This window comes from Paenibacillus sp. LS1 (assembly GCF_026013365.1).
Taxonomy (GTDB): Bacteria; Bacillota; Bacilli; order Paenibacillales; family Paenibacillaceae; genus Paenibacillus.
On record NZ_JAPDOE010000001.1, the window covers coordinates 586644 to 598785 of the forward strand.

The window sequence follows — 12142 nt, forward strand, 5'->3', positions numbered from 1 at the left end:
GCAGTATAAATATGACCTAATCAGTTTTTGTAGCTTATCGTATTATTGTGTTATAGATAATTAATATGATAAATTAAATTGAATGAGAGTTGAAACTGAAGAAATTACTATCGATTCATTAAGCTAACATGCAGGGTAATTCAATCAATTTTATCGAACAATAGGTAGTAAGATGAAATACGAAGTACCAAGTGAATAGGAGTGAGGTTATGAAATTATTGCTAACATCTGCGGGCGTGAATAACAAAAGCATACACGACGTGCTAGTTGATATGTTGGACAAGCCGATCGCCGACTCCAACGCTCTGTGCATTCCCACCGCGATGTACGGACATCCCTGGGTCGGGCCTGGGGTCAAAACGTGGCAGTTCATCAGCGGGAAATCCGAGAATCCTATGGTCGACCTAGGCTGGAAGTCTGTTGGTGTACTGGAGCTCACCGCGCTGCCAAGCATCAGTAGAGACCGCTGGGTGCCGCTGGTTCGGGAAACAGACGTCTTGCTGGTGGCAGGCGGCGACGCCCTCTTCCTACACCATTGGATGCGGCAATCCGGATTGGCCGACCTTTTACCTTCACTGAAGGCGGTTTATGTGGGAATGAGCGCGGGGAGTATGGTGATGGCACCTAACATCGGGGAATTATTTGTTGGTTGGACTGCGCCCACTGGTAGTGATGAAACACTGGGGCTGGTTGATTTTTCAATTTTTCCGCATCTAGAGCACGAAATGCTGCCAAATAACACCATAGCTGCTGCTGAGAGCTGGGCCACAGAGATTCAAGGCCAGGCATATGCGATTGATGATCAAACCGCCATTAAGGTGATTGATGGAACAGTGGAAGTTGTCTCCGAAGGGAAGTGGAGGCATTTTACGCTTTAAGATCCCTCGCTGGTGAATTAACGGAAAATGATAACTGAAGTCGCTATTTTAGCGGCTTTTTTATTTTATCGGTACAAGTTCTTGTCCCAAGCAACGGACAAGAACTTGTACCGATTGCCGAAAAGCTTGCTAAAATGTTCAGCCCGCCAGCTGATTTTTGGCTGGAGCTAGAAGAACTCCCATGATTCTCTAAAAAATGTAGGAACTCAGTGATTAGTCTCTTCAAAAAGGTGGTGGATTGGAAAAAACCACTTTACACCTTTTTGCTAATGATGTTGGAGTCTTAGCCAAAAGGCAGCTAGCAATGACAATAAATTACCGCTCATTTACGTTGCGTAGAGTTACTTGGAATATGGATGATCCTTGTAAATTAATTAGATATATATCTAATTAATTTATGTAGAAAGTCAGATTTTATAACAACATAACAATGGGATAAAATACCTATTTATAATCTATAGTACATGGTAAAATATTCTTACTATTGCCAAGTTTGTCTGATATTTAGGATTTGTTAGACCTATGCAAAGAAAAAGATACTGGGAAGTGATAGTGAGAAAAAGTACATATGGAAAGCAGAGGGATTTAGATCATGAAGAAACTTTTATCAACTGTATTAGCAAGTATATTGACTGTAATCATGATAGATTCGGGAAACGAAGCAGTTGCAGTTGCAAGCACTCCAAAGCAAGTAGAGGTTTTACTGAATACCGTTAAAATGAAGTTTCCAGATGCGAAGCCATTCCAGGATGGCCAAGGTAGTGTCATGGTTCCGATCCGTTTTGTATCTGAAGCACTGGGTGCAAAGGTGACGTACTCCAAAGAAGGCAAAGTTTCCAAAGTTGGGATGGTCAGCAAAGATCATAAAGTGGACATGACGATCGGGCAGACTTCAGCCCTCGTCGATGGCCAGAAGAAAGACTATGGCACGCAGATCATTCTGAAACAAAACCGGACTTTCGTTCCCCTGCGTCTAGTGAGTGAAGGACTTGGCCAGAAGGTAGAGTGGGACAAGATTGGCCGTTGGGTTTGGATCGGGAACAAAGACTTCCGTAGTACAGATGATAAAGAGTTTAAGGTCACGAAGCTGAGTGACTTCAAGGCATACGAAAAATCAAATAACGTTTTCAATAACATCAAAGATGAAAATTATAATGGAATTAAAGTCATTAAAGAGAGTGATCTTCCTTTGAGGTTGGCTAACGGTCAAGTGATATATAGTTTAGAAATGGTCCAACGCACTGGGGGAAACTACATTAAAATTAGGAGTACTCAGAGAGGAACAACGATTCAATTGTTGGTCAAAAATGAGTTTTCAAAGGTACGTAGCCATGTTGAAAATGCCTTTGTTAATAATGGTGATCAAACTGGTTTGAACTTTTATCCAGAGAACAGCAGTACCGATAAGTTTCAGAACCGCAAGTACATTGATGGATATGATTATACAAAATTTAAATTTATCCAAGCCGATTATATCTTATTTTCTGCAGCAGAGCTAGAAGATTATGGTGTCGCTATAGTTAATCCGTTCAAGTAAGGGGCAAAGATTGAATGCAAAGACAATCAGCTCGATACTGACAACTCGGTTTGCAAGATTCGTAAAAAGGGAAGATGAGGGGGAGAAACACAATGAAAGCAAGCGAACGCAGCAAGAACAACAGGCCGAATCGGGGGATCGGCCGGAGATCGGGGCGCAGGTGGGCAGCTTGTCTGCTCGCCGCGGTTCTGGGCCTTACGGTCGTGATACCGGCTTATTCGGCAGAACGCGCATCGGCGGCCTCGGCTACGATGGCCTCGCAAGGAGGGTTTACGCAGGATCAACTTGAAGGACTAGCTTATCTAAACGAGATTCGGGCTAAGGTAGGCGTAGGCCCGTTGGAGCTGGATGCGAGATTAACGCAGGCGTCGCAGGCGCACGCGGCTTATTACAATACCACCCACTTCGAAGGAGTGACGGCCCATCGGGAGGAACCGGGTACGTCAGGATTTACGGGAGTGACGCCGGGAGATCGGGGCAAAGCAGCCGGATGGCCAAACACTTCGGTAGCTGAAGTCATGTCTTATAATAATGCAACAACACGCGAAGCAATCGATTCCTGGCTTAGCACCGCTTATCATCGCGCAATTATATTGGATGACAAATATATATCGGTTGGCATCGGGTTGCAAGATGGTACTGCGGTCATGAATCCGGCCTATGTGAAATTCGAAAAGAATGGTCCGGAAGCCAAAGTGTATCCGTATGACGGCATGAAAGGAGCCGACGTTGGATTCTACGGAAACGAGACTCCAAATCCGCTTGTCCGCTTCGGTGTTGAACACTCGGGTGGCATTATATCGGCTGCGGCAGGCTTCGCCATCGATTCGTTCGAAGCGAGCATCGTGGACTCGCAAGGGCAAGAAGTCCCGTACAACAGTGAACTGAAAGGGGATACGGTATTCTTGTATCCGAAGGATGTGCTGGACGGGTACAGCGTCTATACGGTGAAGCTCGATTATACGCTGTATAAGGAGTCGCAGCTTCGCAGCAAGTCCTGGTCGTTCACGACAGGCAAAGGGCGCACGTTAAAGGGCTTATCTGCCCAATACGACGAATTGGTGCTGAGTCCGGGAAGCAAGTTGCCTATTCAGATCACGGCAGCTTACGATGATGGCACATTCGGAACCCCGAAAACGGCGATCACCTACTCCAGCAGTTCGCCTGCCGGTTTGAAAGTCTCGGCGGACGGCACGCTCGAAGGGGTTAAGCCCGGCAGTTACAAGGTGACGCTCAGCTCCGGAGCGGTGAGAGGGACGGTGCCAGTGCGGGTATTCGAGCGCCTCAAGAGCAAGAGCTATCCAGCAACTAATCCGACTAAGGTCAAAGATATCGCAGGACGCGCCGATCAAGCGGCGATCGAGTGGGCGCTTCGTTCGGGCGTCGCAGGAGCGGACGCAAACGGCAAATTCCGCCCGGAAGATTCCGTGAGCGAAGCGCAGTTCCTCATCATGCTGCTGCGCACCTACAAAATCGATGACGAATCGTACGCTTCCAAGAAGAAGAAGCACTGGGCGGAAGGCGCCTACAACGTGGCGACGGCCCGCAACCTGCTGCTGTTCAGTGCAAGTCCGGGCAAAAGCGACTTCCGGGACAAGCCAATTAACCGTTATCGCGCGGCTGGCCTAATCGCGTCGGCGGACGGCGTGAATTTCGATTTTTCGAATGCGGTGAACTACGTGCTGGCTCATAATTACATGCGCGGGACCGAAGGCAATCAGAGCTGGATGTTCGGTTCCAACGATATCGTTACTCGGGCACAGGCGGCAGTGATATTGATGCAATTGCAGTCCGGCATGAAGCAATTCATCGGCGCACCGAAGTCGGTCACGTCCGAGAAGAAGCTACCTGAACGTCTGTTTCCAGAAGTGTATATCAAACCAGCGCTCGGCAGCAAGACGTTGATCGTCGAATTCCACACGGACGGCACGCTGTCGGTGGAAGGACAATTCGCGGATCAGGCGAACAAGCAGTTGGAGATTCAGATTGATCAACACAAGGATAAAGTGCAAAGTGGGAAGATGCTAGAGAAAACTCCAGTACAGACCGATTCGTCGGGGCGATTCTCTGTATCGTCCACAGGTACGTATAGCGACGCGATCCTGAATGTGTACCTAAGAACGGAAGGAACGACCTATGCTATCGGGGTCAAAAGAGGCACTATGAACGCATCGGATTATTCAAGCTAAGAATAAAGTCCCCACGAACGCGTTCGCAAACTCAACATCAAAAGACGAAGAAGCCTCCGCCTAGGCGGGAGGCTTCTTCGTGTCGCGTAGTAGTTTTTTTATGTTTTTATCGGTTGTTGAATGACATAAAGTTCCCTCCTGCCCTGGAGAGAAGGGACTTGTAAGGTTAATTATCCATATATTGAAACCGACTTCAACTGTCGAGGGACATGAACATGTTCCTATTTCCGGTTAGACGCATAACTAATCGTCATCTTGCCCTTCAATTCATTAAACTAACGGGCAGTAGAGTTCCAATATGTGGTACTATTTGTTTGGGCATTGATGGGGAAATTGTAGTCATTAAGGGGGCAGGTATGGCGACCACAATAGGTCTTATTAGACATGGGGTTACTAAATGGAATAATCTTAGCAAGGCTCAAGGAATATCTGATATACCGCTAAACGAAGAAGGAATAGAGCAAGCAACTGTACTGGCAAAAAGACTTTCAAGCGAAGAATGGGATGTTATATTCTCCAGTAATCTAATGAGAGCTAGGCAAACTGCCGAAATCATTCAGCAATGTTTAGGAGTACCCTTATTCACTGATGAACGTATTAGAGAGATTAATTGCGGGCTAATTGAGGGCACCACCGAGGAAGAGCGTATCACTCGTTGGGGAGCAAATTGGCGTGAGCAAAATCTTGGTATGGAAGATTTCAAAATGGTCGCAAAGCGAGGTCTAACTTTTCTCGAAAAACTGATTAAAGAATATGTTGATAAAAGAATATTAGTTATAAGTCATGCAGCATTGATTGGGCTGTCATTACAACATCTTTTGCCGCAATATTTCCAAAAAACGTATATAGATAATACTTCTATAACCATTCTTACACACACTAACAACAAGTGGGCATGCCAATTATATAACTGTACCAAACACCTTTAGCTATTGTGGACTAAGCTAACGGGAAACGTTAGCTCAATAAAACAAAAAAAGCAGCCGATCATTGTGATTGGTTGCTTTATTGTAGAATGACATAAAGTTACCAACCATGAAATCCCTTATAGAATAAGGTTTTTTTATTTTTTGGTAGGGAACTTTGTGTCAATCAATGTACTGTCGCAGGACAAGAACATTGTACCATTCCTGATTAGAATGTTATCTAAATAGTTGCATGATAGGAATTATGTCGATTGAAAAGAGCACATTACCATAAAAAGTCGCTAAAATAGAGGGCGTGTGAGCTAAGAACAGATCACAAAAAAAAAAACTAATTGTAAAGTAATATCCATTTTTAAAGTTAACGGGCAGTTTAGTTCAATGAACGATGCTAAAAGAAAAAATTGAGGTAAGAAATTAAAAACAAAGAAAAGTATGAGACAGATATGCCCAAATTGTGGGTACGAGAAATGTGTTCCCAAACTGTATATCGATAATCCAAAATATCCTTCTGGTTCGATTCTGAGATGTAAGCAGTGTAAATCGCTTTTTTCGCTTAAAAATGGAGGATGGGTCTTTTGGAAGGAATGGGAATAAGCTAACGAGAACCATATGCGTTTGGCTTCTTTACACCGTGATCCGTGAGAAGTGCAGTATAATAACATGGCGATTTGTGGGTCTGTGTCGCGAGACAAGAACATTGTTCCATTCAAAGTCCTATTATAGCAGTTTTTTTGTTTTAAGGAACCAAGTTCTTGTCCCAAGCTGAGGACAAGAACTTGGTTCCTTTGCCGAAAAGGACAAGAACATTGTGTCATTTCGGATTAGGTAATTATCTAAATAGTATTTTTTGCTTGAGTAAGTTTTTTTGTATCATGAACTAACTTTTCTAGGCAGACAATCATGAACAACATCGCCGGTAAAACCAAACAATATGCCCAGTTCATCTATCGCCTGGCTGCAACCTTTGTCGTGTCAAGGGAAGATGAGTTGCACGGGGATGACGGCGTTCTTAGGAGAATAAATATCTTCCATCTGTTCACATAACAGCTTGACGGCTGTTCGTGCCATTTCCTGTTCATCCTGCTGCACATAAGCTACGCCTGAAAGATGTGGATTATCGAAAGATAGTAAATCGATATTTGAGTGTTCGTTCAGAAGACTGATCGCGGCGGATGTGAGGCGTGCTGTTTCTTCAGTCAAGGAGAAGGCTGCCGAAATTCCACTGTGGTTCTGCAAGAAGTTGCTTACATAGTCCAATGCTTGATCGCTACGTAGAATGTCGAGAGGAATGTGACACCACAAGCTCTTGTCAATCGAGATGCCTTGATCTGTGTACGCCTGCTCGAAGCCGAGCGTGCGGTCCTCGACGGCTGTATTGGCATTTTCAGGTGAGATGAGCGCAATCTGCTGATGACTCTTGGATAGCAAATGGGATACAGCCTTATACGCACCGCCGTAATTGTCGGATGTAATGGTGTACGTCTCAATGTTGCGCAGATAGCGGTCGATGAACACACACGGGAATTTATCGAGCGACAGACGCAGTAATGATTCGTTGTACTTCTCATCTTCTGTTGGAAAAACGATCAGCCCCTTCACACCGAGCTCCGTTAGTGTACGAATGACGTTTGATTCGATCGAGGAGGACTCGCGCGTGATGCTTAGTACCATGCTGAGGCCGGCTTCTTGCAAGAAGTGTTCCGTGTAGTCAACGAGCTTCTGAATGACACGGGTTCTCATCGTCGGAATGATGAAGCCAATGAGCGGCATCGAGGACGCGCTACATGGGGATGGGGAGAAATTGATGCTAGAAACAACAAGACTAGAAGAGACGAATGAGCCTTTGCCTTGTACGCGTATAATTAATCCTTCGTCAGCTAGTAGGGTTAGGGCGTTCTTGACGGTAATTTTACTTACTCTGAATTCGTCCATTAGTTCTTGCTCAGAAGGAATGCGATCCGTTGGCCGAAGCTGCCCTGATTTAATTTTTTGCATAATATTTTCTCGAATTTGTTTGTAGAGCGCCAGCTTTTTCAAATAGTAGCATCTCCCCATAAACTTTATGATTTTATAATCAATTGGTTATATAAAGCTTATTTCATATATATTATAATACGGCGTGTAAAGCGCTTACAATATGGAATCTGAGAAATTCTTGCGAAGGGGTCTTTTCTTTGAAAGGTTAGAATTATGTTAAGGATGGTGGTGCCAAGGTGTATTGAAACCGCTTAAATTAACAGAACTAACTAGTCAGCCGACTTTTCAAATGCATAACAAAAAAAGAGAGGATGACGAACAAATGAAAAAACGCAGTGCTTTAATCTCCATCGTTACACTCCTTATTATGTCACTTGTTTTTACTGCATGTGGTAATCCTTCCGGTTCAAAAACGGAAACGCAGCAATTAGGCGCTAATGCCGGCGAGAATGCAACAGAATTATCATTTTGGACATTCGTAGATTTGCACGGCAAGCATTTGGATAAAATGCTGGGGTTATGGAACCAACAGAACCCAGACAAACAGATTAAGTTAAATGTAACGGTTATGCCTTATGATGATATGCACAACAAGCTCTTGTTGGCAGTTACCAGTGGAAAAGGTGCTCCTGATATCGCGGATATTGAGCTTGGTCAATTCCCTAAATTCTTGGAAGGTGACAACGTTCCACTGGAATCTTTGAATGATGTATTTGCACCATACAAAGACGTGGTTGTTCCCTCACGTGTCGAGATTTATTCCAAAGCCGAACAGGTTTATGGATTCGATTATCACGTAGGTGCAACGCTTGCTTTCTACAATACTGAAATTCTCGAGCAAGCAGGTGTTGACTACAAGACAATCAAAACGTGGGAAGATTACAAACAAGCAGGTATCAAGGTTTATGAAAAGACTGGCAAGTACTTAGGTACTGCTGATACATCAGCTACGTGGCAAGCATCGCTGCTGCTAGCTCAGCAAAACGCTGATTTTACAGATGAAAATGGTAATCCAAAAGTGAACTCGCCTGAAATGATTAAAGCGTATGAAATGTTAGTCGATCTGCAGAAGAACAATGTTATTCATACGATCCCTGGCGGACAACCCGACACAGAAGAAGCAAAAGGCGAATACAACAAAGGCAACTACGCAAGTGCATTGATGCCTGAGTGGTATATGTCCCGCTTTGTAAACGAAATGAAAGACCTTAAAGGTAAGTATGCAATAGCTCCATTGCCTGTATTTGAAGAAGGTAATCCTCGTTCCGTTGGCTTAGGCGGTACTGGTACAGTTGTTACTAAGAATAGTAAAGACGTTCAGTTGGCAAAAGAATTTGTAGCCTTTGCTAAGCTTTCAAAAGAAGCTACTACTGAAATCTGGAATACACTTGGATTTGACCCAATCAACATGGAAGTATGGAAAGATGATGCAGTTACGAAAAACCCTGATAATGAATACGTCCAATACTTTAAAACAAATGCATTTGATACTTTGAATGAAATCAAGGACGAAATTAGAGCGATTAAGTCCGTTAAAGCCTCACCAACCATCGGCAATATCTTCAATACGGTAACTTTGAATGCTATCTTTGAAGATGGCCAAGACGTGAAGGAAGCTTTGGATGAAGCACAAGCAGCAATTGAACAAGAATTGAAATAAATATAATAAGTAAATGATTTGATTAAACCTGTCGGCAGGTATAGTGGTCGGCAGGTTTAACCTTAGTCAGGGGAGATTGAGAATATGATAAAGAAATTTGTATACTCTCAAAAAGTTGCGCCTTATGTTTTTGTATTGCCATTTATACTTATATTTTTGATATTCTGGTTTTTTCCACTTGTAAATTCATTCGTAATGAGCTTTCAAGATAGAATGTTAGGACAGGATCCTAAATGGATTGGTGAAGCGAATTATTCGAAATTACTTACTGATAAAGTGTTTTTGACATCTATTAAAAATAGCGTTGTGTACATGTTAGGAACCTTAGTGCTGTTAATTCCTTTTCCCATGTTATTCGCCGTTATGATCAACAGTAAGTTAATGAAGGGAAGAGAGTTTTTTAAATCTTCGTTCTTTCTCCCTGCATTGACTTCTGTCGCAGTTGCGGGTACCATTTTCCGCCTTACATTCGGTGAAATGGAAGGTTCATTAATGAATACTTTCCTGGGTCTATTTGGTATAGAGCCTATTAAATTTTTGAAAGACGGAAATTGGAGTATGGCAGCGCTGTTAATCCTCGCATGTTGGAGATGGACAGGTGTTAATATGCTTTACTATCTATCCGGTTTGAAAAGCATTGACAATGAGTATTATGAGGCTGCTTCAATTGACGGGGCATCTGCTTGGCAGAAGTTTAGAACGATCACAATGCCATTATTGAAGCCGACCACGGTATATGTTACGACAATTAGTGTTTATGCAGGTTTAGCTATGTTTACCGAGAGCCTGATGATGTTTAACGGTAACAATTCACCCAAAAATATTGGCTTAACCATTGTTGGATACCTGTATAGACAAGGGATTGAGCAGAATAAGCTGGGTTACGCAGCTGCAGTTGGTATCGTTCTGTTAGTCATTGCTATGGTTATCAATTTAACGCAGTTGAAATTTAGTGGAATGTTCAAAAAGGAGGAGGATTAAAGTGGGCAGAAGTCAGACGAGGAGTGATTTCATCTCTAGAATAGTAATTATTTGTTTATTCATTATACTATTCGTTATAATTATGATCCCATTCTACGCAGTGGCCCTATCTTCCTTTAAACCCGGTGAATCATTAGTTAGATATGGTCTTAACCTAGGTTTGGATTTTGAAATCATGAGTTTTGATAATTTCATCTATCTGTTTACTGGACAACATGATTATTTTGTTTGGTTTTGGAACAGTATGATTTTAACAATCGTTCAAGTGGTTTTAACACTTTTTGTAAGCGCATTTGTTGGATATGGTTTTGCAGCATATCATTTTAAAGGTAAGAACTTCCTCTTTATATGTGTTTTGCTCATTATGATGGTGCCTTTCGAAATACTGCTGGTTCCCTTGTACAGCCTAATTAATGATTTGGGAATGGTGAATAGCTATTCGGCAATCATTCTGCCCGGTATAGCCAATGCCGCGACAATATTTTTCTTCAGGCAATATCTACGAAGCATACCCAAAGAGATTATTCAATCTGGGCGGGTTGATGGCGCAAACGAGTATGCGATTTATTTTAGACTAATTATGCCGATTATGAAGCCATCCTTTGCAGCAATGGCCATTCTGAATGGTATGAATAGCTGGAATAATCTATTGTGGCCATTCATGGTGCTCGGAGATCAGAGTAAATATACACTTCCAATCGGTTTGAAAACGTTGTTAACTCCTTATGGCAATAACTATGACCTATTAATCGTGGGCTCCTTCTTCTCCATCATTCCAATTTTCATACTGTTCATTGCTTTTCAGAAATATTTCATAGACGGTATGACTGCAGGCGCTGTCAAAGGGTAGTGTAAATTATGATGAAACAGGTGATAAGATGGAAATCCAACAACGAGCGTTACACGACATTCAACCATTGATTAAGCAAAGAGCTGATCCTTTTATTTACCGACATTCGGACGGTTATTATTACTTCGTAGCATCCGTTCCGGAGTATGATCGGATTGAAATCCGTAGAGCCCAGAACCTTGAGGGGCTTGTTACCTCAACTCCTGTAGTGATCTGGAGAAAGCGCGAGACTGGTATCCTTAGTGCTAATATTTGGGCGCCCGAACTGCATTTTATTGATGACAAATGGTACGTGTATTTCGCTGCCGCACACACGACGGAAACGAATGAAGGCTTGTTCGACCATCGGATGTACGTGCTAGAGAATGAAAATGCCAATCCACTCGAAGGCATTTGGACGGAAAGAGGGCAGGTTCGTACCGAGTGGGAAAGCTTCGCCCTCGATGCCACTACCTTTGAGCATAATGGAAGCCGTTATTACGTATGGGCACAAAAGGATCCGAATATTGAAGGTAACTCTAATCTGTATATATCTAAAATGCGCAATCCGTGGACGTTGACTGGGCCGCAAACGATGATTTCGCTGCCGGAATATGACTGGGAAATCATTGGTTATAAAGTGAACGAAGGTGCGGCATTTCTTCGCAAGGGTAATCGGGTATTCCTCTCTTACTCGGCTAGCGCCACCGATTTCAATTATTGCATGGGCCTGCTTGAAGCCGATGCGGATGCTGATTTGCTCGATGCCACCTCATGGCACAAGTCGCAAACAGCAGTTTTCTCGACAGATGAGCGCATCTCAATGTATGGTCCCGGTCATAATTCCTTCACGGTGTCAGAGGACGGCGAAGAGACGCTATTTGTATTCCACGCAAGAACGTACAAGAACATTATAGGAGATCCGCTGTACGATCCGAATCGCCATACATTTGTGACGGAGCTTTTGTGGACGGCTGACGGCAAACCCGATTTCCGCGGCTCTGTTGCAGCACTTGCACGTTCTGTACAGTGAACGAGTGTCCCAATAAGATTGGTTGATGGATTGGAGTTCGTTTATCCAACTTGCCAAAGAGAGACAGTTAGAACATCGAAGGCACCCTATTGGGTGCCTTCAACTCGCTCAACAGATAATGCGTCGAACCGA

The 12142-nt window shown here is 43.4% G+C and carries 9 protein-coding genes; 8 read left to right on the top strand and 1 reads right to left on the bottom strand.

The window, feature by feature from the left end; genetic code table 11:
• Positions 1-209 precede the first annotated feature (209 nt).
• The 4 genes from OM416_RS02375 (at position 210) to OM416_RS02390 (ending at position 5533) form a co-directional block, all read left to right on the top strand.
• Positions 210-878, top strand: coding sequence for a Type 1 glutamine amidotransferase-like domain-containing protein (locus OM416_RS02375; protein ID WP_264926646.1), 669 nt, complete (start codon positions 210-212; stop codon positions 876-878).
• Positions 879-1470: 592 nt separating this feature from the next.
• Entirely contained in the window at positions 1471-2415 is a 945-nt protein-coding gene (locus OM416_RS02380) for a copper amine oxidase N-terminal domain-containing protein (protein ID WP_264926647.1), read from the top strand.
• A 92-nt stretch (positions 2416-2507) separates the two neighbouring features.
• On the top strand, positions 2508-4604 hold the full coding sequence (locus OM416_RS02385; protein WP_264926648.1) for a CAP domain-containing protein: 2097 nt from the start codon (positions 2508-2510) through the stop codon (positions 4602-4604).
• Between the two features lie 356 nt (positions 4605-4960).
• Entirely contained in the window at positions 4961-5533 is a 573-nt protein-coding gene (locus OM416_RS02390) for a histidine phosphatase family protein (RefSeq protein WP_264926649.1), read from the top strand.
• 969 nt (positions 5534-6502) lie between these two features.
• Here OM416_RS02390 and OM416_RS02395 read toward each other — a convergent pair.
• On the bottom strand, positions 6503-7567 hold the full coding sequence (locus tag OM416_RS02395) for a GntR family transcriptional regulator (protein WP_264926650.1): 1065 nt from the start codon (positions 7565-7567) through the stop codon (positions 6503-6505).
• Positions 7568-7829: 262 nt separating this feature from the next.
• On the opposite strand from OM416_RS02395, the gene OM416_RS02400 reads away from it, so the two are divergent.
• From OM416_RS02400 to OM416_RS02415, 4 genes are all read left to right on the top strand, one after another.
• Positions 7830-9167 carry an ABC transporter substrate-binding protein gene (locus OM416_RS02400; protein WP_264928776.1) on the top strand — a complete coding sequence of 446 codons (1338 nt, stop codon included), beginning with the start codon at positions 7830-7832 and terminating at the stop codon, positions 9165-9167.
• 84 nt (positions 9168-9251) lie between these two features.
• Positions 9252-10148: a carbohydrate ABC transporter permease gene (locus OM416_RS02405; RefSeq protein ID WP_264926651.1), complete on the top strand. Its 897-nt coding sequence runs from the start codon at positions 9252-9254 to the stop codon at positions 10146-10148.
• Between the two features lie 31 nt (positions 10149-10179).
• The gene (locus OM416_RS02410; RefSeq protein ID WP_413775761.1) at positions 10180-10998 is read left to right on the top strand and encodes a carbohydrate ABC transporter permease; all 819 of its coding nucleotides are present in this window, start codon (positions 10180-10182) and stop codon (positions 10996-10998) included.
• Positions 10999-11026: 28 nt separating this feature from the next.
• On the top strand, positions 11027-12010 hold the full coding sequence (locus tag OM416_RS02415; RefSeq protein ID WP_264926653.1) for a family 43 glycosylhydrolase: 984 nt from the start codon (positions 11027-11029) through the stop codon (positions 12008-12010).
• Positions 12011-12142: the final 132 nt, after the last annotated feature.

Bases quoted from the DNA above. Each gene is read 5' to 3' on its own strand.
- OM416_RS02390 (WP_264926649.1), top strand. From the start codon at position 4,961: ATGGCGACCACAATAGGTCTTATTAGACATGGGGTTACTAAATGGAAT.
- OM416_RS02400 (WP_264928776.1), top strand. From the start codon at position 7,830: ATGAAAAAACGCAGTGCTTTAATCTCCATCGTTACACTCCTTATTATG.
- OM416_RS02405 (WP_264926651.1), top strand. From the start codon at position 9,252: ATGATAAAGAAATTTGTATACTCTCAAAAAGTTGCGCCTTATGTTTTT.
- OM416_RS02380 (WP_264926647.1), top strand. From the start codon at position 1,471: ATGAAGAAACTTTTATCAACTGTATTAGCAAGTATATTGACTGTAATC.
- OM416_RS02415 (WP_264926653.1), top strand. From the start codon at position 11,027: ATGGAAATCCAACAACGAGCGTTACACGACATTCAACCATTGATTAAG.
- OM416_RS02375 (WP_264926646.1), top strand. From the start codon at position 210: ATGAAATTATTGCTAACATCTGCGGGCGTGAATAACAAAAGCATACAC.
- OM416_RS02385 (WP_264926648.1), top strand. From the start codon at position 2,508: ATGAAAGCAAGCGAACGCAGCAAGAACAACAGGCCGAATCGGGGGATC.